The sequence below is a fragment of the Pedobacter sp. 01N310 genome (assembly GCF_056399805.1).
The window spans coordinates 337,114-358,998 of the sequence record NZ_JBFTSB010000005.1 but is presented as its reverse complement, the minus strand read 5'-3'; the positions used below and the strand labels follow the sequence as shown (position 1 = coordinate 358,998).

The following is a 21,885-nucleotide window of genomic DNA, read 5'->3' as shown; positions in this document are numbered from 1 at the left end:
AAGTTTTTGCTTTTAAATCTTCACCAACGCATCAACCAAATCCTGAAAACCAGGCCTGTTTAATGGTGATGCAACTAAGCAGGCGTCTCTTAAGGTACCCAAAGCATTCGAACACGTTTCGCTTACCGTTTCGTTTTTTAACGAAAGTAAATCATCGAGCAGGTAACCATAAGCGCTCACTTCTATCCGCTCTAAAGCGGTGGCAAGTGTAACCTCAGCCTGATCATAAAAACTTGCAGCACCAAAATCGCCGAATAAAGTACTGCCCTCATCATCAATCAGGATATTGTGCGCATATAAATCGCCATGCATAATCCCGGCCTCGTGCAATTGCGCGGCTAAGGAGGCAATGGTTTTGGCAATACTCAGCAACTGTTTTTCCGACAGCTGCATAGCTTCAGGGAAAACATCCCTTGTACAACTTTCTAAACTCGGCGGATTACCCAGGTTATAAAAATGATGAGGAATGAGGTCCATCACCAGTCCTTTTTTATCTTCAGGGTGCAGGGCAATCTGCCCGATTAAATTAACCAAACCAGGGTGGTAACCCGCAGCAATGTAGGCCGTCATTTCATCTTCCGGCAAGCCATCGCTGGTTACATTGCCCTTAAATAATTTAACGGCTACCTCCTGGGTTTCATCACCAATAGTCCGGTTTGCTTTCGAAATAATACCCGATGCGCCTTCACCCAATAAATGGTTAATTTCTAAATCGTGCCAATTAATTAACGAAAGTGTTTCTACAGCAGGAGTTTTACTAAAGTTGTTCCCGGAAAATGCAATCCACGAAAGTTTAGGCATCATGGCAATCCATTGTGGCAGCTCATGCAGTTTATTAGCAGCAATCCGCAGTAACGATAAATTTTGGCAATTACTTAATTCATCAGGCAATTGCACCAAACGGTTGCCCGATAACATCAGCTTTTGCATCCGCGTACACTGCCCAATCTCTTTTGGCAATTCGGCAATGTTATTGTTTGTTAAAATCAGCCAGCGAAGATTAGGATTCAGTGATTTTGCAGGCACCGTTTTAATCTGGTTAGATTTAAAACCTGCAATATCCAGCAAAGGGCAGTCGGCCAATTGCTCAGGCATAACCGTGAAAAGGTTTTCTGAACAGAAGAAAATCTTCAATTTCTTTAAACGGCCAAAATCTGCCGGTAATGCACTTAATTTATTAAAAGATAAATCCAGCACCTCCAAAGTATCGGCCAACTCGAATATTTCGTTTGGAAACTCGGTTAGGTTTTCAGAAATTTTTAACGATACTGCTCCTTTAAGTTCGCCACTTTGTAGTGCTAACAGGTTTTGCATAGGTATACTGGTTTTAATTATTTGGAACGAAGATAAGGCTATATATTTATTTTAAAGATCAATGCTATGTTCCACATAAATTTGGTTAAGAAAATATTCATCATGCGATATGACTAAAAGCGTTCCCTGGTATTCGTTAATGGCCGCTGTTAAAATTTCTACATTCTGGATATCGAGGTTATTGGTAGGCTCATCCAATATAATCAGGTCGGGCGATTGGTTGCTGATGGTTAACGAACAAAGGATCAACCGCATTTTCTCGCCGCCACTTAAGGCCGAACAAGGTTTGTTCCAATCGGTTTTGCCAAACAAAAACCGGTTTAAACGGATTTTTACTTCATGCTCCTGCAATGCACCAGAGTTATATTGCTGGGTCTGTTCGTCAACTGTAAGTTGATTATCGATCAACGAATAATCCTGGTCAATATACATGGAGCTAATGTCTGCTTTGTTTAAACTTCCCACCAAGGGCTGGAGCTGCCCCAAAATAAGCTTGATCAAGGTGGTTTTGCCCGATCCGTTCCGGCCCCTTATCACGTAACGCTCAGCACTAAAAATCTGAAAACTAAGCGGCTCCTTCCAAAGTAGTTGATCGTGAAAAGCAAAATTGACCTCCTTAGCCTCAACAATACTTTTCCCTTTGTGCAGCCTGGCTTGGTTGAAACCGATCTTCATTTTGTCTGCATCAGGCAGCACAGACCTGAGCAGGCTTAATTCAGCAGAAATATGATCGAGCTTTTCGGTATGCACGGCCTTTAATTTTGCTGTACTTTTTTCTGCATTATTTTTTAACGTATTCATCGAAATGGTCGGCAATCCAGCTTTTTCCTGTTTTTTCTTCCCTTTGGCATCAAGCTTCTGCTGCCGCTCGATCGATTCCCGCTCCACTTCTTTAGCTTTGCGCAACGCTTTTTCCTTTGCTTTTAAATCATTGTTCAAAGCAGTATTTTCAATTTTCTTTTGCGCAGCATAGAAATCGTAATTTCCGCCATAAATGGTTATTCCCCGCTTACTTAGCTCGCAAACTTTCTCAATCTGGTTCAATAAAGTACGGTCGTGACTCACCACCACCAAAGTTTTCCTGGTCAATCGGATATAATCGTACAACCTGTTTCTGCCTTCCTGATCCAAATGATTGGTCGGTTCATCCATCAAAACAATATCCGGACGGTGTATCGCGATGCCAGCCAAAAATACGCTGGTTTTTTGTCCCCCGCTTAAACTTTCCATTTTTTGGTTTAAGTCTAAACCCTCCAATAGCCAATAACTCAAAGCTTCCGCGCAACGTTCCTCAATGGTCCAGTTATCGTTGAGTATAGTCAAATTTTCGTCGGTTACTTCTCCGTTGAGGATTTCGTTCAATGCTTTTAGTTTATCTTCAATCCTGAGTGCCTGCGCAACGGTAAAATCATTAAACTGACCAAAAAGCTGTGGCACATAATAAGGCACCGATTCCGTTTTAACATATCCGGCAGTTGGCCTGAGTTTACCCGACAAAATTTTTAAAAGTGTCGATTTCCCTGCCCCATTATGACCAATGAGTGCAATTTTTTCGTATTTGTTAATGGTAAGATTTAAGTCTGAAAACAGTAAATCTCCATTAGGATGGATGTAGTTAGCCCCTTGTAGAATAAGCATAAATTTCTTTTTTTATTGTAAATAATTGCAGGAACGGATCCGCTCTGCTGGTTATCTATTTTCTGAAAAGAAATGAATCTTACATGTATGGGGTGTTTTGGTGATGCTGCAAAGGTAAGGAATTTTTGCATTTTGCGAAAGGCGGGTGGTGTGGATTAGTTAATTAGTCCATAGTCTTTAGTCTGAAGTCGGTAGTTTGAGGCGCGAAGCGAGCTTGTACTGCGCAGAGTTAAAAGTGAAGGATCTTTTTAATTAACCAAAGACATAGAAGATCATACAAGCTCAATAGCTTTATATTTTCTTAAATCCTTTAAATGGTAAAAAACTTTACGCCCAGCTCTGCAACCTTTACGCCTTCACTCTGTTCCTTTGCGGTTAAAAAATATGGATGATGGATGATGGGGGAGGGTTATGTCTGAAGTCATGAGTCGAACAACGTGTCATTCACCAATATTTTTATTGAACCATATAAGACATAGAAGGTTCATATAAGCTCAAGGATCTTATATTTTCTTACATTCCTTAAACGGCAAAGAACTTTACGCCTAGCTCTGCGGCCTTTGCGCCTTCTCTTTGTGCCCTCTGCGGTTAAAAAAAAAGAAAAGATGGATGAGGGAGTTTAGTCCGAAGTCGGGAGTCTGGGATCGAAGATTGAGTGGTGAAAATTTTGTTTTAATCGTTCCAATTGTCATCCTGAAAGCATTGAAGGATCTTTTTCCGATGTTACACCTAATTAGTAAAGATCCTTCGTTACGCTCAGGATGACAATTTTGTACTCTTCCACCCCCTATCTCTATATTATCGTTAGCTCTTTATAGATTTTATCTATATAAATTTAAATTTGCATTAGAAATTTAATCGCATATATTTACAAAAAACTTTAGGGGTGCCTACGTGCTGAGAAATACCCTTTGAACCTGATGCAGTTAGTACTGCCGAAGGGAAAAGTGAAAGCAATCTTACATTGCTGTCTTTTCGATCTCCATTTTGGGGCAATCTCTATAGTTTTTCCAATTTTTTAAAATATGGAAGTAACTATAAACAATCAAAACTATCTGCTCAACGAAGCCTGTTCCATTGAACAGATGCTTGCTGTTGTCATTTCAACCGAAACAAACGGCCTTGCCATTGCCGTAAACCAAACCATTATTCCCAAATCAGACTGGGCAACCCATGTATTAAATCCAGCCGATCAGGTTATACTCATAAAAGCCACGCAGGGAGGATAATAGAATGAATAAATTTTGAATGATTGAATGTAAAGCATAGCCAATTCACTCCTTTCTGTCATTCAATCATTCTCTCACTCAATAACTCTCAATCCCTCATTCAATCACTCATTCAATCACTCAATAATTGATTCTACTGATATGAAACAAGAAAAAACACCGAACCAAGAGGTGATCAGCCGCAGTCCTTTTCCGGCCTCACGCAAAATCTTCGTACCTGGAAAAATCCATGATATCCAGGTGGCCATGCGCGAAATCAGTTTATCGGAAACCAAAATCCATAATGGATTTGGATTAACCGAGCCTAATCCGCCTGTTACGGTTTACGATACCAGCGGACCATATACCGATCCTAATGTTGTTATTGATGTAAAAAAAGGCTTACCGCGCCTAAGGGAACAATGGATTAAAGAAAGACTTGATGTGGTAGAACTTGCTGAACTATCTTCTGCTTACGGACAACAGCGCCTGGCCGACGAGAAGCTTGATGCCTTACGCTTTAATTTCACTAACAAACCCTACAAAGCGCAAGTCGGTGCCAATGTATCTCAAATGCATTATGCAAAAAAAGGCATCATTACGGCCGAAATGGAATATATCGCCATTAGGGAAAACCAACAGATCGAACTGTTAAATGCGCAATTGGGCGATCAGCACGATGTAATGAACCACCAGCACCAAGGCAATAACTTTGGCGCAAATACACCAAAAGGCTACATCACACCCGAATTTGTAAGGGCAGAGGTAGCAGCTGGCAGGGCGGTAATTCCCTGCAATATCAATCACCCCGAACTCGAGCCCATGATTATTGGCCGAAACTTTCTGGTAAAAATTAACGCCAATATCGGTAACTCGGCCGTAACCTCTACCATCGAAGAAGAAGTAGAAAAAGCCGTTTGGGCCTGCCGTTGGGGGGCCGATACCATTATGGATTTATCAACAGGGAAAAATATCCACGAAACCCGCGAATGGATTATCCGCAATTCGCCTGTGCCCATTGGTACCGTTCCTATTTATCAGGCTCTAGAAAAAGTAAACGGAAAAGCCGAAGACCTCACCTGGGAAATCTTCCACGATACTTTAATTGAGCAGGCCGAACAGGGCGTAGATTATTTTACCATCCATGCCGGTGTACTGCTCCGTTATGTGCCTTTAACCGCTAAAAGGATTACAGGTATTGTTTCGCGTGGCGGATCCATTATGGCCAAATGGTGCCTAGCCCATCACAAAGAAAACTTTCTGTACACCCATTTTGAGGAGATCTGCGAAATTATGAAAGCGTATGATGTGGCCTTTTCGTTAGGTGATGGTTTAAGGCCTGGCTGTATTGCCGATGCAAATGATGCTGCACAGTTTTCGGAGCTCGAAACGCTTGGCGAACTCACTAAAATAGCCTGGAAACACGATGTACAAACGATTATAGAAGGTCCTGGGCATGTACCCATGCACCTGATTAAAGCCAATATGGAAAAACAGCTCGACCATTGTGGTGAAGCGCCATTTTACACTTTAGGCCCTTTAACTATCGATATTGCGCCAGGTTACGACCACATTACCTCAGCCATTGGCGCTGCCATGATCGGCTGGTTTGGCACAGCGATGCTCTGTTATGTAACCCCTAAAGAACACTTGGGCCTGCCAAACAAAAAAGATGTTAAAGACGGTGTAATTACCTATAAAATTGCCGCACATGCAGCCGATTTGGCCAAAGGCCATCCAGGTGCGCAATACCGTGACAATGCTTTAAGCAAGGCCAGGTTCGAATTTAGGTGGGAAGATCAGTTTAACCTCTCACTCGATCCAGATACCGCAAAAGAATTCCACGATGAAACCTTACCTGCAGAGGGTGCCAAGATTGCACATTTCTGTTCCATGTGCGGCCCGAATTTCTGCTCGATGAAAATTACGCAGGATGTGAGGGAATATGCCGCAAAACAAGGTGTGGAAGCAGAGGCGGCTTTAGCACAGGGCATGCAGGAAAAATCGAAAGAGTTTACCCAAAAAGGAAGCGAAATTTATTCTTAAACCGCTATGGAATTGATTGTAATTGCCAAGCCTACTATTTTTAAAGAAGAATGTCATCTTGTAAACCAGCTTTTCGAAGCCGGTTTACAGATTTTCCATTTGCGCAAGGAAAATGCCGATGAGGCCGGTTACCGTAAAATTGTGGAAGGGATTTTACCGGAATACCATCCCCGCATTGCTTTACACTATTTCCATGCGCTGGCAAACGATTATAACATTAATAGAATCCACCATACTGAAAGCTTTAGAAAAAATATTACGCCTAATACCCCGCCGCCACAAAAGCATATATGGAGCACATCTATTCATCAGTTATCAGCTATAGATCGCATTAGGCCATACCAGTACAGTTTTTATGGCCCGGTATTCAACAGCCTTTCCAAGCCAGGTTACATGGGGGTTATTCCTCCAGGTTTTCATTTAAACAAGCCTAACAGCAATACAAAATTAATCGCTTTGGGTGGTATTGGCTTCAACCAGATCGATCAGGTAAAAGAAATGAATTTCGATGGTATTGCGCTATTGGGCTGCATCTGGAACGATCCCGCTCAAGCTTTAATCAATTTTAAAAAAGCACAGCAACATTGCCTTGCTTACCATCAACCGTTTTAAAAACATCGCTATGATTTACCCATTACAATATATTTCGCAAGCACCCCGAACAGGTACCCATTTAGATGCCATTGAGCAGGTGCTCCAAGCTGGCGGAAAGTGGATCCAGCTGCGCATTAAAAACCAGGCCGAAGCCGAAATCCTGCCTTTTGCAAAAGCCGCGCAGGCGTTATGCGAAAAGTATGGTGCCAAACTTATCGTAAACGATTTTCCGCACCTGGCAAAAGCCGTAAATAGTTATGGCGTACACCTGGGCCTGCAGGATATGCCCATTTCCGAAGCCAGAAAAATTATCGGCAAACACCAGATTATCGGCGGTACAGCGAATACCTTCGAGCACATTTTGCAAAGGGTAGCAGAGGGTGCCGAGTATATTGGCCTTGGGCCCTTTAGGTTTACCCGGACCAAAGAAAACCTGAGCCCGGTTGTGGGCTTAGCGGGCTACCACAAACTAATGGAAAAAGTACGAAAAGCTGGAATTAACACCCCCATTATTGCCATAGGTGGCATTGAAGCAGCTGATATTCCTGCTATACTCGAAACTGGGATTTACGGAATCGCCATCTCGGCAGCGCTCACCAACCAAACACAAACGGCTGCGGTTATTGAAGAAATCAACAGCAAGTTCAGTATTCATTCGATTTAAAAATTACAGATATGTTAACCATAGCAGATCAAACCTTTAGCTCTCGTCTCTTTACCGGTACCGGAAAATTCAGTTCTGCCAAAGAGATGGAAAGTGCCTTAATTGCCTCGGCCTCCGAACTGGTTACCGTAGCGCTCAAACGTGTAGATTTAAAAGGCAAGGACGACGATATCCTTCATCACCTTAAATATCCGCACATCAATTTATTGCCCAATACCTCTGGTGTGCGCAATGCAAAAGAAGCCGTTTTTGCCGCTCAGCTGGCACGCGAAGCCTTAGAAACCAACTGGATCAAACTGGAAATCCATCCAGATCCGAAATACCTCATGCCAGATCCGATCGAAACCTTAAAAGCCACTGAAGAGCTGGTTAAACTCGGTTTTGTGGTTTTGCCTTATATCCATGCCGACCCGGTTTTATGTAAACGTTTGGAAGATGTGGGCACGGCAGCAGTAATGCCGCTGGGCTCCCCAATTGGCAGTAACAAGGGATTAAGAACGATCGATTTTTTAGAGATTATCATCAGCCAGAGCAGGGTCCCGGTAATTATTGATGCCGGGATAGGTGCGCCATCTGATGCAGCCAAAGCCATGGAAATTGGTGCTGATGCCGTTCTGGTGAACACCGCCATTGCCATAGCCAAAGATCCAACCAATATGGCTATTGCCTTTAAAATGGCTGTAGAAGCTGGCAGAATGGCTTTCGAGTCTAAACTAGGTGCTCAAACACACTATGCTGCAGCAAGCAGTCCACTAACCGCATTTTTAGATGAAGAGCTTTAACGAGGTATTCGAATCCCACAATTGGGACGATACTAAAGCCAGTATTTACGATAAAACAGCTGCAGATGTAGAACGGGCATTGCGCAATACTCAGCGCGATCTGGAAGATTTTAAAGCACTTATTTCTCCCGCAGCGCTGCCTTATCTCGAAGATATGGCGCAGCTTAGCCAGCGATTAACTTTAGACCGTTTCGGCCGGGTAATCCAGATGTATATCCCGCTTTACCTTTCCAACGAGTGCAATAATATCTGTACCTATTGTGGTTTCAGTTATGACAATAAAGTAAGGCGCAGAACGCTCAACCCAATGGAAATTATGCAGGAAGTTGCGGTAATTAAAGGAATGGGTTACGACCATGTTTTACTCGTTACCGGCGAAGCCAACCAGAGTGTGCACACCGATTACTTTAAAAAAGTATTAGACCTCATCAGCCCACATTTTGCCCATATATCCATGGAGGTGCAGCCTTTGGATGTAGCCGACTACGAAACCCTTATTCCGCACGGGTTAAATACCGTACTGGTTTACCAGGAAACCTACCACCAGGATGATTACCGGAAACACCATCCAAAAGGCAAAAAATCAAACTTTCTGTACCGCTTAGAAACGCCTGACCGTTTGGGGCAGGCCGGGATCCATAAAATGGGGCTTGGCGTATTAATCGGACTGGAAGACTGGCGTACAGATTCATTTTTTACGGCCCTGCACCTCTCTTACCTCGAAAAACAATATTGGCAAAGTAAATTCAGCATTTCTTTCCCCAGGCTGCGCCCCTTTAGCGGCGGTTTAGAACCTAAAGTAGTGATGAACGATAAGGAATTGGTGCAACTGATCTGTGCTTACCGCTTATTCAACAGTGAAGTAGAGCTGTCTATTTCTACCCGCGAAACCGTAGCTTTCAGAAACCAGGTGATTAAGTTGGGTATTACCGCTATTAGTGCCGGTTCTAAAACCAATCCAGGTGGTTACCAGGTAGAACCGCAATCTTTAGAGCAGTTCGAAATATCTGACGAGCGCTCGGCGCAGGAAATTGCAGCCATGATCAGAAAACAGGGTTATGAGCCCATTTGGAAAGATTGGGATATGAGTTTGATCCAAAAATCATGTTAATAAAAGAAGAACTGAACCGTTACAACCGGCAGATGATCCTGCCCGAACTGGGCCCCGCCGGACAGGAAAAGCTAAAAGCCGCCAAAGTATTGGTTATCGGCGCAGGTGGTTTGGGTTGCCCGGTATTGCAGTATTTGGCCGCAGCAGGCATAGGAACAATCGGCATTGTAGATGATGATGTGGTAGAATTGAGCAACCTGCACCGGCAAATTTTATATAACCATACCGATATTGGGCAACCTAAAGCAAAAATTGCCGCAGCAAAACTCCAATTGCTTAATCCGCATGTGGGCTTCAGCGCCTATCACGAACGTTTTAGGGCCGATAATGCGGTAAATATTTGCGAGGATTATGATCTGGTAGTCGATTGCTCGGATAATTTTACCACCCGCTACCTGGTGAACGATACCTGTGTGGCTTTAGGCAAAACACTTATTTTCGGTTCTATTTTACAGTTTGAAGGCCAGGTTGCGGTATTTAACCACCAGGGCGGTGCAAACTATAGAGACCTCTATACAGCACCACCAACTGAAAATATTAACTGTGTAGAGGGCGGGGTAATCGGCATTTTACCTGGCCTAATAGGCCTGTATATGGCCAATGAGGCCCTAAAATTAATCTGCGGCTTTGGCGAAATACTTGCAGGCAAACTGATGACTGTTAATGCATTGAACAATGCCCTGCTGGTATTTAAAATTGCCTCAAAAAAACCAACCGATACCGCAAAACCAGCGCCTGCCAAACCCGATAAAGCGCTACCAGAAATCGATAGCACAACATTAGATCGCTGGCTGGAAACCAATGCTGATGAAGTTTTTTTAATTGATGTACGCGAAAGCTACGAACATGAAGACGGCAATATTGGAGGCATCAACCTTTCACTGTACGAACTCAGGGAGTCGCTTGCAGCTATCCCAAAAAACAAAAAAGTAGTGTGTTATTGCCAAACCGGGCAAAGAAGCAAAATGGCAGTGCAGTTATTGGCGGGGGTTTATGAAGGAGAAGTATATAGTTTGAAGGAGGGGATGTAGTTCAGTTGAGAAAAGTCGTCATCTCGACGAAAGCAACGCGGAGCGGAGAGATCTTTAAACTAGAACTAATTTTTAACCACAGAGGGCACAAAGAAAGGCACAGAGGCCAGCAGAGCTGGGGATAAAGTTTTTTAATATATAAGTCTCTTCTAGGACGCTACCATTGCCAGGCTCCAATAGAAAAGTCGTCATCTCGACCAAAGCAACGCGGAGCGGAGAGATCTTTAAACTAGAACTAAAATTTTTAACCACAGAGGGCACAAAGAAAGGCACAGAGGCCAGCAGAGCTGGGGGTAAAGTTTTTTAATATATAAGTCTCTTCTATTACACTACCATTGCCAGGCTCCAATAGAAAGCTCGTCGTTTATCATATCTAAAAAACCATGTCATTCATATTGATTTTTATGAAATAAATTAACTCTCAAAATGACAAAACTGAAAAAAGCGCCCGTCATTTAACCACAAAGGCGCAAAGCAGGCGGAACTGGCTCATCATTTGGCGCGTCGCTTTTAAGGAATTTCACTAAAAATCGATAGAGAAACCTCCGCCAAGAACAAAACCTTTATCGAAATTTGGTGGAAGCTCGCCTGCAGTATACTTGATCGCAATCTTGGTTTTAGTGCCCGGACCTAAATTAATTTTAAGCAGCTTTTCTATCCTGATCATGTAAAAGTAATTCCAGTCTTTACCTGCGTTTTTCAACAATAAATTACGGTCGAGGTCGTAATACGAATCGAATAAAAAGGCGATCCGCTCATTTCCAGAAAGTATACCCGTTTCCCATTCAGCTTTAAGGTTTAACCTGTTCATAAATTTCGAGTCTTCAAGCAAAGGGGCAAGGCTGGTTTTATTCGCGCCGGTTACGTAATCATAACCGACAGATAAATCCAACTGCCTGGGATTGTTGTTTTTTGCCGCCCTTAACAAACCAAAAGGAAAATCGAGGATCGAACTCAGGTAAGAAGTGGAAACAGCAAGCTGCGGGCCAAATGCGAAATCGTAATTCCTGAAATCCTGGGTGGTTTCATGTTTCGCATGCAGGTTAAACGATAGCCACAAGGGCGAAGCTACCTGTGCGGCCTGATCACGTATTTGTTGAACAAGAGGGTCTTTTCCAGGAGGTAGTTCTGGGTCATCATCTGCCAGTGGATCTATCGTGCTACGCGGCCCAAGGTCTTTGCCTTTTACGTGAAACAGGGGCTGCCCCTCCAATTTAATTTCTGAAATCAGGCTGCTGTTTTTGTTTTTATCCTCAGCAACGGTTACAAAACCCCTACTGCCTAATGATAGGTTAAGTTTATTAATTTTAGCCGGATCCTTGCCCAATAGTTTTTTATCCAGTTGAAACTGATAATCGATCCCGAATGATCCTTTTTCCGGATCGATAAATTTAAGGTCAAGCTTTAGCCCGTATTTATCGAACACTTTAAACGAACCCGACGCTTCTACCATACTTTTTTTTGCCGTGGTATCCGCACCAGTTGTTTGTGCAACTGCCAGGCTTCCAAAACCCAGGCAGGAGATCAATAATAGCGCCCTTTTCATTTTCCTATCGCTTTAGCGCTAAGCTTATCACTTGGAAAAACAGCCTTATCAGCCCAGGTGTTTATCATCGCTTCGTTGGTCTGCGTATCTTTATCCAGGTCGACCAGGATATCTTCAAGCGCCAGCGAAACATTATAATGGGCTAAAATCTGGTTAAAATTATAGGCAAACCTGATTTTTGATCTTTTAATGGCATCAGGATCTATCCCCCAATTCATATCCTTTACCTTAGCCGCTAAAAATTCATCCCAGGCATCAAATGGATTTACATCATCAAGCGGATTATCTGATACACCAAAATAAGTGCGCTTAATGAAACGTCTTTTCTTTTCCGTTAATTCTGATTCTTTCATAATGGTTTTTTTGGGTTTAACACAATAACAAGAATATTGGCGTAAGCTAAAGCAGGCTAAAAAATAAAACTAAATCTACATATTAAGTAGCTCACTATCAATGCCTCTTGCTGGGAATATTATTGTTGGTTCATTCGGCAATGGTTTATTCTGTTAATTGTAGACCAAACCGAGCACCCCATTCCATATTATTTGACCATATAAGCTTCAGCATTTTTTAATCAGCGCTAATCGCTCCCCGCCAAACGCCTGACTGTTTCCACAATCCATCATACATTTTCCATATTTTTTAACCGCAAAGCGCACAGAGAGAAGGCGCAAAGACCGCAGCGTTGGGCATAATCGAGATTATATAATCTTATATGTTTCAATTAAAAAGATCCTTCACTTTCAACTATGCCTAGTACAGCTCACTTATGATGACAAAACGGAAAAATCGTCCGTCATTCCCGCGCAGGCGAGAACCACGCAGTGCTCAGCGAAGCTAATCTTAAAGCTCAATACATTACGACTAACCTTCTCTTTTTAGAAAAAATTGAATAGTTTAGCTATTCATAAATTCACGGAATCTCTAATGCTAAAAGTGCGCTCAGCATGAAAAAACACCTTAAATACATTGATGGCAGTTCGGATAAGTTCTGGCAGATTGAAGTACTCAACAATAGCTACACCGTTACTTATGGCCGAAATGGAACCAGCGGTATTTCGCAGACTAAAACTTTTGACGATGCTGACCAATGTTTAAAAACCGCAGAAAAACTGCTGAGCGAAAAAACAAAGAAAGGTTATTCCGAAACGGGTGAAGTAATTATCAGCCAGGTGCTATCCACACCTAAAAAAAGTGGAGGTAAAGATGTAACCGAAATATTAAATGCTTACGACGCCATTTTGATGGAGAGAAATCTGGCAGCATTATTACCATTTCTGCAACAAAACGCCAAAGGAAATATAGAAGTACTTAAAAGGCATATTAAAGCTAAAAAACGGCACTGGATGACTTATATTGACCTTAGCAATGAACCAGGGTTTAAGTCTGCAAGCCATAGGTGGGGTACAAGAGGGGATGAGAAATTAAGAGATATTATTACACTTACCGCCATCGGCCTACTGAGCAAAACAGATATTATGGCCTGGGATGAAGCTTTCGACATATTGGAAAAAGCGAAAGACCCTCAAATTTTAGCCATTTTGCAATGGGCGCAACCCGATTGGATTAACGATTTTATTCTCGATAAAGTGAAAAAAAGCGAGTGGCGGAATTTTAGTTACCAAACCTTGCGTTTCCTCGAAAGTCATGCTTTAATTAAACCATTGCCCGAACTGTATACGTTGTGTTTAGGCCGCTTTAGGGAGTGGTCGTCTAAAATAAAGACAAGAGATTTTATCAAATATATACTGAACGATGAGTTGGCCTATACACGCGATGTACCCAATTTATACTACTACGAAACCGGGATACAGAACAATTACTTCAGAGATAACGATACCCAGGCATATAACGAATTTTCTATATGGGAGATTATCTACAACGCCCTATTGCAGGATGGGAAACTAGATCGGCAACAGTTTATAGAACAGGCCATTTTAATCCAAACCAAAGATTGGAACAACAACCTTAAATCTTTTTATCGAAAAAGATTAAGCGATTTAAATCCTACTGCTGCAGAGCTTGTGCTTTATCAGGAATACCTTTTTGCTTGTTTGCAATATGCTTTTGCACCAGTTGTAAATGCATCGGTAGCGTTGATCAAACAGATTTATGAAGAGAAAAAGTTTAACACCAACTCTTTTCTCGATTGGCTTGAACCTTTGATGATGAGCAACGATAACAAAACGGCCATTAAGAACATTCTGCCTGTTCTGGAGAAACTGAATAAATCACAACCCAAATTAAACAAAAGGATCACTTCTCTGATTGCTGATACTTATGTGGTGCCCGATCTTAACCTGCAAGAAAGGGCAAGTAAACTGCTCTTAAAAATAGCAGCACCAAAAGATATTGCATTACACGAAAAATTATCAGGTTATTCGGCACTGATGTTGGGAAATGTCCGCGCGGGCTTAAGCAGTTTGCTCGCGGCCGAAGATTTTCTTGTTGCTGATGACGCTTTAGAAAGCTATCATTTTAAACATAAACAGGAAAAGGTGCTAAATGAGCCCATTGTATTGCCGAAGGATTGGAATGATGTGGTATATTTATTCGGCAAATTTATTGCTTCAGAAGAAATAGCCGATGCCGAGATACTACTAAATACCTACATCACCCAACAACATTTATTCCCTGCTGATTATGCCAAACAATTAGCCCCTTACGGACAACAGGTTGAAAAGAAATATTTTGAAAGTGTTCATAAAACTTATATCGCCACATTTCTGCGCGAAAAAATAAAAAATATCGGTTTTGTGTTTACCATAACACAAAATACCTATCATAAAATCAAAACGCTCCTGCTCATCAGGCCTTATTTAGATATCGTGCAAAAAAGAATGGCTGGCAACATCCGCCTACCCATGCTTTCTTTCCCTACACACTATCCATATTGGGTGGCTCCAAAAATACTTTTAGAAAGATTAATTACCTATCATGAAAATGAAGAAGAAATCAATGCACTCGATTTAACTATTGCCATTAGCCGCATGCCACGCGAACAGGTAGAAGAAGCGGTTCCACTTTTAGAAAAGCTTAACGGCGAGCTTAAACAACTCATGGCCTTTTGTTTGGGCACTACAAAAGATATTACGATTAAAAGCGATAGTATATTTAATAAACTGTTGACGAAAATGGGAGGTTCAACAGAGGCCGGCTTAAAAAGCGTGTGGGCAATGGCCGCCAGAATGTACTATCCCGATGAAACCTTTGCCGTATTTAACAATACTTACCTCAAAGATTATCCAATGGCTGTTTCTCCGTTTAAGCCCGAAATAAGGATTAAAGAAAAGTGGAACGAGTATACGAATTATCAGACCAAGAAAATAGAAAGATCAGCATCGTGGTACGAGCTAAGCTTCGATTTACCCCCATTTACTACAGTACATGGTTCTTTCTTGCCAGCTTTAGATTTATATGGCCGAAAAAACAGTTGGGAGTATATGATGAACAGCGAAGGCAATGTTTATTACTGGAACAGCCTGATGCCGCAGCATAATGATGCCCTGAGTTGGTTTATACTGCGTTCATCATGCTTGCATGCCAGCGGGGGTGCGTCAGAACTTAAAGGTTTCCTTCATGTAATCAACAGTACAGGATTCCGTTTTTCAGATGTCTCGATGTTGGTTTTTGCCTGTATGTTTTTTATGGATAAAAAAGAAGTCCGTTTAATGGCTTCAGAAGTATTGATCAACCTGGTCGAAAAACGGATTATCGATCTGGATCTTTTGGCCACAAAGCTTGCTTATTTAGCCTCAAATAAATATGGGGCATTTTTACGTCTGGTAGAAAGTATTGGGGCATTAAAAGATGTTTCTGCCTTGCACAATTCTGCATTTCTACAACTGCTTGAAAACTTGTTAAAACACCTGGTTATTGCAGAAAAGCTTCCTGTAAACTTTAAAAAACTGGTTGAGCATTATATAGATATGCTTTACAAAACCAATAAACAACCTATGCCAGAGGCTATTGCATTTTTCGAAAGATGGAAAGACAATGCTTCCCTTAAGGGTTTAATTAAACAAATTATTACAGCTTAACATGACCGACCTACAATATCACTACAGTGGCGTTTCTGCCTTTACCAAAACTAAAGGAATTAATAGTTTAGTTTTAGCCCACCAAACCGAAATAGAGGCCGTAAACAATATCCCCTGCTTTTTTTGGGGAAGCTTAACCGATCCTTATGTTACCGCTAAATGCTGGAGCACCATTGCTAAAGTAGTTAGATCAAGCTTTGGTCCAATCCCTCCAAGTTTACGAGATCCCATTGTTACTGCCGGTACTGAACGCATCAGGTTTGAAGGTTTTTCTTCATGCAACGGCGTATATGTTAGACTGGACATGAAACCCGAATCTATAGATGGTGAATTTATTGCAAGCGGCACTACCAATGTCGATTTTAACGATCCCATGTTAAATGCCCTGAACAGCATCCAGAAAAACGAAAAAGTAACCCTGGCGGTGGGCCAGCAAGAAGTACAGGTAATTACCAGCAAAACTAAAGTGACAGAAAAAAAGGTAACCTTACCCACCCGTTGGATTAAGGGCTTAACCAGTGTACAGCTTTATCTTGCTGATATGGACCTAAAATTTGAACTGAATAAAATACAAACCATACAACTTTTTCAAAACCTGCCAAAAGGAACAGTTAAAGGCGATTTCTTTATTTCGAAAAGGGCAGGCAAATTTATGTTTTCGACACTGGCAACCGCTGATGCCGTGCGTATAGGGGGCTTACACAGGCTCCGCTTATTAGATGGTATTTTAGCTATTGCCGATAAGGTTTACATTTACGAATCTGCCGATAAACAGACCGTGGCCTTTGTATATGAATTTGGTAAAATGCAATTGCTTATGGCTTTCTCTCCCGATGCATACCGCGGATTTTCAGGTGAAGGAAAGGCACTTGAACAGATGACGGAAAATTTACCGGTTGAATGGGTATACGGACTGAACAGTTTACTCAAAGCAAACGAAAATTTCGACCCTACCTTACTTTCCATCGAGCACGATATCGATTTTGGTACAATGGACCAGCTCACCTCAAGCTTATCATCAATCGGCTTACTCGGTTACGATTTAATGGGCAGAAGCCATTTTTATCGGCAGCTTCCTTTTAAAACGGAACGCATATTAACTTTAAACCCCCGGTTAAAAAATGCAAAAAAACTGATTGATGAGCAGCAGGTTCAGATCCTTAAAAAAGAAAACAGTTATATCGAGGCTGAAGTTAAAGGCACTGGTGTATTACACAAGGTTGTTATCAATAAACAGGGTTACCGCTGTACCTGCGAATGGTTTACTACCTACCAGGGTAAAAGAGGTATTTGTAAGCACATTTTGGCAGTAAAAATGGTTGCCGGATAGATAGCTGATTTTAGCTCTTTTAACCGCAATTTCGTGGAGAAGAGCGCGCAAAGAATACAAAGCAGGCGGTTATTTTTGCGCTATTAACTTCGCCCCTGGTCCTCCGACTTTCGGACTCTTTGCATTTTTTACCACCGAGACCGCAGAGAAAAAGCACGGAGAACATAGAGATGCTTCCGGCGTAGCGCTGGTCTCAATCTTAACTCCTTAATGGTGAAATACCCTGATCTTTTAACCGCAATTTCGCAGAGTCTAGGCACGGAGAACACCAAGCTAGGCGGTTATCTTAATGTTCCTAACCTCTTAATGGTAAAACTATCTTTTGTAAACCAACTCCAGACTTCCAACTCTGGACTGATCAATCGACCAGGCACTTAAATGATCTTATATTTCTTATAAGGTAAAAACTCAAAAACGGCTCAATCTTTGCTTCTACCGAAGCTTAAATTTCATAAGGAAAACCCATTTTAGCTCATGAACAAATTACAAGCACTATCCCAAAAATCAAGATTCGCTATTTTAATCCTCATTACACTTTTTTTCTCCGCATGCTCCGAAACCCCGGAACATTTCTTCGACATTACGATCTTAAACACCAATATGATCAACGATTTTGCCAGCCCTGATCTGGCCCGCCACCTCAACGACGAAACCAAAGAATATCCCGATATCCCATCCAGTAAAAAGAAAGGCAACGAAGCCACCACCAGCCTCAACAACAAAATTTTATACCTCGAGCAATCGCTCGAAAAGGTAAAAAAGCTCTCCACCTCGGGCGATGAAGAAAAAGAAATTAAAGCCCTTTCGCAGCAATTGTACGAACTGGTCATCCCCGTTTATAAAAACGAATACCTGGCTTATGCCAAACTGTGCGACAGTAAAGGCAGCCAAAGTGCCAAAGATGAAATTATTAACAGCATCGACCAGAAATATGGCGCCCGCTTTGAGCAAAATTTTAATGCCTTAATGGAAAAAGGTAAAGCCTACGCCCAAAAAAACAACATCCAGGTAAACTGGGGCCAATAAAACAGGTAATGGTTTAATCCAGGTGTGATGCATTTGGGTTACACCATGAATAGCCGTTAAATACATTTCATAGCCCAATAATAGGTTAAACTTATTGTTGGGCTAATTTCGTTTTAGATAAATGGAGCAAACTATCATTAGTTGTATGTCCATTCTTTTCGTCGCTCACTTTTCTCTTAATTCTACTTACCCCAAAGCCACAGATGCTTATCAAAAAGGCGGCGCAGATAAACCAGACTAAATGCGTTAATATATATCTTGGATAAGAATTATATTTGGTATGCACATATGAACTCATAGGCCTTAATCGCCTTGCTGTATCTACAGGATGTATTCCACTATCAGTATAAAACTCAGGATTATTTCCAATCTTAATATGCCAAACTTTCCCTACCGAATAATTGGTCATCGTATCATGTAAATTAATTCTGCGTTGCCGTTTCAGTGCTTGAAGGTTTAATTTGATTGTAGGAACACCAGCCTTTTGTTCGCCTTCTTTTACTGGTTCATAATGGTCGCCATCCCAATACATGTATTTTTCATCAGGATTAGGCATCCTAATCGTTGTAGACCAATTTTCCCAAATCGTAAAAGCAATACTGCCGATAAAAATTAAGAAAATACATGAAACGACAATATAACGTGTAAGAAATAATTGTTGTGTTAGGAGATTATTCGGCTTGGTTTTACGTTCACCAGCTCCCCGTCCATTATCCTTTCCTCTTACTAAGGTCGAATAATAAATACCACTTGGTCTAGGTTGGAAATCTATTAACCAGGCTAAAAGGTCTGTATTCTCTTCGCTAGTTTTCCCTGTCTCTCCTTTAATGTGGTTGCATAAAGCCTTAAAATCATCTGGCTCTGAATCATTGATAACCTTCCGATAATCATCGCACTTCATCTTATCTACTTCAAAAAACACTGATAGTATATCAGCATCGTTTGGAAGTATATCAGCTTCCTTTGGAATATATCTACTATCATAAACCTTTAAACAAGCTGTTCTTAATCTTGTAGTGGTTTCTTTAGGTAAAATTGTATAAAGCTCCCCACCATCTCTCATCTTTTTATAGGTAGCCAATACTAAGTCTTGATAATCTTCAGGCATTTTTCAAAAAATTTAAGCGTAAAAATAGAAATGGAATTTTTGGAACCCTTACGGTTTTCCGGAATTCTATGGAATTTAAAAAGAATTATTTAGAATCTTCGGAATTATCTGAAAACTAGCGATTTAAAGCTAAGATATTTGTCCTAACATTTAATTCAAGCAACGATTCAAACAATAATCCAAGCAAAGAATCAACTGTTAAAAACGAGTAGAAATCGCGGTAGTTAATAGCCGGTTTGGGAAGCAGTTATTGGCTCCCGCGACAGACACTCAACACTTCCCAAAAATTTCAGAAGGCCTTCTGATTTACAAATCGTAGCAAACCCCGCGAATGGTCGCGGGGAACTACTGAGTTAATCATTTCTAAAATTTTTGAATCATGTTTTTACCATTATTTATTGCTATCCTATTGGGATTAGCTACTCCATCAAATACAAACCATTCTGCATCTTGTGGCGGAACAACAACTGTAAATACTACTGATACGGATCCTGGTGATCCAGGTGACCCAGGAGATACGGACCCAGGTGACGATGGCACTGGAGGTGATACAGGGCAAAACCCTCCAAGGTAACATCTTTTACAAGGAAGATGGCTTATGGCCATCTTCCTTTTTTTGTACTAACCTTTTAAAAATCCCACACCCTTCCAACCTAGCTTTATGATCTATATCACAATGATTTGAAAAAATATTATTGCCGTTACAGAATCTACCTGAGAACAAAAAATTGAATGAATAAAACCTTCTTATTTTTTGTATTTTCGGATAAAAAATAGCCTCTTGAAACTGCTTTTCTCATTTATCCTTCTGTTCTTCCTATTTTCTTGCAAAGAAAAAGAAACTATAGGAAAGAAATTTAATAATCCATACTACGATATAGCAAAAAAGTATCGAGATAGTGGAAAGCCAGATAGTGCCTTTATTCTATTTTATCAGGCAAAAGAATTCGGACTCCAGAATAGAGATAGCTTGAGCGTTGCCAGTAGCTTAATTAATATGGCAATAATACTAACGAACGAAGGTGATTACTTTAGCGGTCAGGAAACCTCACTTCAAGCCAATAAATATCTGAATGAAAATAATCCAAAGCATCACTACTATTTAGGATCTAATTATAACAATTTAGGTATTGCCACATACAATTTAAAAGATTATAATAATTCATTAAAATTATATCATTCAGCCATAAAGTTTTCTGATGATCCCCTAGATACCCGTATGTATTTAAATAACGAGGCAAAAGTGTACCAAGAAATAAAGGATTATCATTCAGCACTAAAAATATATGATCAGATCTTAGTAAAGGCTTCAAAAAATAAAGTAGAATATGCTCGCTTATTAACCAATATTGCAAAAACAAAATGGCTTCAAAATCCTAGATATAATCCTGTTCCCGATTTCTTGAAATCGTTACAGATTCGAAAAAGAGAAAATGATCTATGGGGGCAAAATTCAAGCTATGCACATCTTTCTGATTACTATACCTCAAAATGGCCAGATTCTGCATTGAACTATGCACTGATAAGATATGAAATTGCACAAAAATTAAATAGTGCCACCGATAAACTCGAAGCACTTCAAAAACTTATTAAATTAAGTTCTTCTATAAAGACTAAGCAATACTTTGAAATCTATCAACAACTTGATGATAGTATACAGAATGCCCGTAATGCAGCCAAAAATCAATTTGCTCTTATCCGCTACGAAACGGAAAAAAACAAAGCCGATTTTCTGAAGGCCAAAGCTGAGAATATTGAAAAACAAAAAGATATACTGCTCAGAAATATAGGGATTGGCACTTTAATCCTGTGTTTGCTATTGGGCTATTTTTTATACCAGAAACGGAAAAAAAGCCTGCAACAGGAAAAAGAAATAGAAGTTAAAAAAACGGAACTCAAATATGTAAAAAAAATTCACGACCGTGTGGCCAATAGGGTATACCAGGTAATGTCGGAGGTAGAGAACACACCCGAAATAGATAAGAACGACCTGGCCGACAAACTTGATGTGATCTATAAAATATCGAGAGATCTTTCTTACGACAATAAAGATGTCCACAATGAAGAAAGTTTTTCGATTGAACTGTCGAAAATGTTATACGCTTATGCCTCGGCGGAAACTAACATAACGATTGAAGGTGGCGGCGAAAAACTTTGGGAAGCTATTAATGATGACACTAAAGCTGAAGTGTTTTGCATTTTGCAGGAACTGATGACCAATATGAAAAAGCATAGTGTGGCAGATACCGTTACCTTAAATTTTAAACGTGAAAATGACCGTATAACTGTTTTATATGTAGATAATGGAAAGGGAATGGAGGTTTTAACACCTAAAAATGGATTAAGAAATACGGAAACCCGTATAGAAAGTATTTCTGGCCATATTACTTTTGATACCAAGCCCGATGGAGGGCTTCGTGTTAAATTTTCATTTCCAACCTTATAAA

17 protein-coding genes and 1 riboswitch are annotated in these 21,885 nt (G+C 40.8%); of the genes, 12 read left to right on the top strand and 5 right to left on the bottom strand.

The features are described 5' to 3' along the window. Window positions 1–12: 12 nt before the first annotated feature. Together AC1DNH_RS13365 and abc-f are read right to left on the bottom strand one after the other, a co-directional pair. On the bottom strand, window positions 13–1,314 hold the full coding sequence (locus AC1DNH_RS13365) for a leucine-rich repeat-containing protein kinase family protein (RefSeq protein ID WP_477584197.1): 1,302 nt from the start codon (window positions 1,312–1,314) through the stop codon (window positions 13–15). Between the two features lie 51 nt (window positions 1,315–1,365). After that, complete coding sequence (gene abc-f, locus AC1DNH_RS13360) at window positions 1,366–2,952, bottom strand: ribosomal protection-like ABC-F family protein (protein ID WP_477584199.1); 1,587 nt, start codon at window positions 2,950–2,952, stop codon at window positions 1,366–1,368. Between the two features lie 872 nt (window positions 2,953–3,824). After that, a riboswitch (TPP riboswitch) is annotated at window positions 3,825–3,913 on the top strand. Window positions 3,914–3,977: 64 nt separating this feature from the next. Between abc-f and thiS the strand changes: the two genes are divergently transcribed. The 7 genes from thiS (at window position 3,978) to moeB (ending at window position 10,388) form a co-directional block, all read left to right on the top strand. Continuing rightward, complete coding sequence (gene thiS, locus AC1DNH_RS13355; protein ID WP_029277981.1) at window positions 3,978–4,181, top strand: sulfur carrier protein ThiS; 204 nt, start codon at window positions 3,978–3,980, stop codon at window positions 4,179–4,181. Window positions 4,182–4,322: 141 nt separating this feature from the next. Further along, a complete protein-coding gene (gene thiC / locus AC1DNH_RS13350) occupies window positions 4,323–6,206 on the top strand; it encodes a phosphomethylpyrimidine synthase ThiC (RefSeq protein WP_477608499.1) in 1,884 nt (627 codons plus the stop codon). Window positions 6,207–6,212: 6 nt separating this feature from the next. Further along, entirely contained in the window at window positions 6,213–6,818 is a 606-nt protein-coding gene (locus tag AC1DNH_RS13345; protein WP_477582426.1) for a thiamine phosphate synthase, read from the top strand. Between the two features lie 10 nt (window positions 6,819–6,828). After that, window positions 6,829–7,464 (top strand): thiamine phosphate synthase, encoded by a 636-nt coding sequence (locus AC1DNH_RS13340; protein WP_477582424.1) that lies wholly within the window; start codon window positions 6,829–6,831, stop codon window positions 7,462–7,464. 11 nt (window positions 7,465–7,475) lie between these two features. Continuing rightward, window positions 7,476–8,246 (top strand): thiazole synthase, encoded by a 771-nt coding sequence (locus tag AC1DNH_RS13335; protein WP_477582422.1) that lies wholly within the window; start codon window positions 7,476–7,478, stop codon window positions 8,244–8,246. Continuing rightward, on the top strand, window positions 8,233–9,357 hold the full coding sequence (gene thiH / locus AC1DNH_RS13330) for a 2-iminoacetate synthase ThiH (protein WP_477582421.1): 1,125 nt from the start codon (window positions 8,233–8,235) through the stop codon (window positions 9,355–9,357). Before AC1DNH_RS13335 ends, thiH begins: the two co-directional genes overlap by 14 nt. Beyond that, window positions 9,351–10,388, top strand: a complete 1,038-nt coding sequence (gene moeB / locus AC1DNH_RS13325) for a molybdopterin-synthase adenylyltransferase MoeB (RefSeq protein WP_477582419.1) — start codon at window positions 9,351–9,353, stop codon at window positions 10,386–10,388. The genes thiH and moeB overlap by 7 nt, the downstream gene beginning before the upstream one ends. A gap of 523 nt (window positions 10,389–10,911) precedes the next feature. On the opposite strand, the gene AC1DNH_RS13320 is transcribed toward moeB, so the two are convergent. Together AC1DNH_RS13320 and AC1DNH_RS13315 are read right to left on the bottom strand one after the other, a co-directional pair. Next, entirely contained in the window at window positions 10,912–11,934 is a 1,023-nt protein-coding gene (locus AC1DNH_RS13320; RefSeq protein WP_477582417.1) for a hypothetical protein, read from the bottom strand. After that, entirely contained in the window at window positions 11,931–12,287 is a 357-nt protein-coding gene (locus AC1DNH_RS13315; RefSeq protein WP_477611256.1) for a hypothetical protein, read from the bottom strand. Before AC1DNH_RS13315 ends, AC1DNH_RS13320 begins: the two co-directional genes overlap by 4 nt. A 594-nt stretch (window positions 12,288–12,881) precedes the next feature. On the opposite strand from AC1DNH_RS13315, the gene AC1DNH_RS13310 reads away from it, so the two are divergent. From AC1DNH_RS13310 to AC1DNH_RS13300, 3 genes are all read left to right on the top strand, one after another. Then, window positions 12,882–15,974: a DUF6493 family protein gene (locus tag AC1DNH_RS13310; protein ID WP_477625430.1), complete on the top strand. Its 3,093-nt coding sequence runs from the start codon at window positions 12,882–12,884 to the stop codon at window positions 15,972–15,974. Window position 15,975: 1 nt separating this feature from the next. After that, entirely contained in the window at window positions 15,976–17,304 is a 1,329-nt protein-coding gene (locus tag AC1DNH_RS13305; RefSeq protein ID WP_477580032.1) for an SWIM zinc finger family protein, read from the top strand. Window positions 17,305–17,778: 474 nt separating this feature from the next. After that, a complete protein-coding gene (locus AC1DNH_RS13300; RefSeq protein ID WP_477580030.1) occupies window positions 17,779–18,330 on the top strand; it encodes a hypothetical protein in 552 nt (183 codons plus the stop codon). Window positions 18,331–18,421: 91 nt separating this feature from the next. On the opposite strand, the gene AC1DNH_RS13295 is transcribed toward AC1DNH_RS13300, so the two are convergent. Then, on the bottom strand, window positions 18,422–19,438 hold the full coding sequence (locus AC1DNH_RS13295; RefSeq protein ID WP_477580028.1) for a hypothetical protein: 1,017 nt from the start codon (window positions 19,436–19,438) through the stop codon (window positions 18,422–18,424). Between the two features lie 379 nt (window positions 19,439–19,817). Here AC1DNH_RS13295 and AC1DNH_RS13290 point away from each other — a divergent pair, with 379 nt between their 5' ends. Further along, the gene (locus AC1DNH_RS13290; protein ID WP_477580026.1) at window positions 19,818–20,012 is read left to right on the top strand and encodes a hypothetical protein; all 195 of its coding nucleotides are present in this window, start codon (window positions 19,818–19,820) and stop codon (window positions 20,010–20,012) included. Window positions 20,013–20,219: 207 nt separating this feature from the next. Beyond that, a complete protein-coding gene (locus tag AC1DNH_RS13285; protein WP_477580024.1) occupies window positions 20,220–21,884 on the top strand; it encodes a tetratricopeptide repeat-containing sensor histidine kinase in 1,665 nt (554 codons plus the stop codon). The last annotated feature ends 1 nt before the right edge of the window (window position 21,885 follow it).

Excerpts from the sequence above, each read along its gene's own strand:
- AC1DNH_RS13295 (WP_477580028.1), bottom strand. The coding sequence starts at position 19,438 with ATGCCTGAAGATTATCAAGACTTAGTATTGGCTACCTATAAAAAGATG.
- AC1DNH_RS13335 (WP_477582422.1), top strand. The coding sequence starts at position 7,476 with ATGTTAACCATAGCAGATCAAACCTTTAGCTCTCGTCTCTTTACCGGT.
- AC1DNH_RS13365 (WP_477584197.1), bottom strand. The coding sequence starts at position 1,314 with ATGCAAAACCTGTTAGCACTACAAAGTGGCGAACTTAAAGGAGCAGTA.
- AC1DNH_RS13310 (WP_477625430.1), top strand. The coding sequence starts at position 12,882 with ATGAAAAAACACCTTAAATACATTGATGGCAGTTCGGATAAGTTCTGG.
- AC1DNH_RS13300 (WP_477580030.1), top strand. The coding sequence starts at position 17,779 with ATGAACAAATTACAAGCACTATCCCAAAAATCAAGATTCGCTATTTTA.
- AC1DNH_RS13315 (WP_477611256.1), bottom strand. The coding sequence starts at position 12,287 with ATGAAAGAATCAGAATTAACGGAAAAGAAAAGACGTTTCATTAAGCGC.
- AC1DNH_RS13345 (WP_477582426.1), top strand. The coding sequence starts at position 6,213 with ATGGAATTGATTGTAATTGCCAAGCCTACTATTTTTAAAGAAGAATGT.
- AC1DNH_RS13305 (WP_477580032.1), top strand. The coding sequence starts at position 15,976 with ATGACCGACCTACAATATCACTACAGTGGCGTTTCTGCCTTTACCAAA.
- thiS (WP_029277981.1), top strand. The coding sequence starts at position 3,978 with ATGGAAGTAACTATAAACAATCAAAACTATCTGCTCAACGAAGCCTGT.
- abc-f (WP_477584199.1), bottom strand. The coding sequence starts at position 2,952 with ATGCTTATTCTACAAGGGGCTAACTACATCCATCCTAATGGAGATTTA.
- thiC (WP_477608499.1), top strand. The coding sequence starts at position 4,323 with ATGAAACAAGAAAAAACACCGAACCAAGAGGTGATCAGCCGCAGTCCT.
- AC1DNH_RS13290 (WP_477580026.1), top strand. The coding sequence starts at position 19,818 with ATGTTTTTACCATTATTTATTGCTATCCTATTGGGATTAGCTACTCCA.
- AC1DNH_RS13340 (WP_477582424.1), top strand. The coding sequence starts at position 6,829 with ATGATTTACCCATTACAATATATTTCGCAAGCACCCCGAACAGGTACC.
- thiH (WP_477582421.1), top strand. The coding sequence starts at position 8,233 with ATGAAGAGCTTTAACGAGGTATTCGAATCCCACAATTGGGACGATACT.
- AC1DNH_RS13320 (WP_477582417.1), bottom strand. The coding sequence starts at position 11,934 with ATGAAAAGGGCGCTATTATTGATCTCCTGCCTGGGTTTTGGAAGCCTG.
- moeB (WP_477582419.1), top strand. The coding sequence starts at position 9,351 with ATGTTAATAAAAGAAGAACTGAACCGTTACAACCGGCAGATGATCCTG.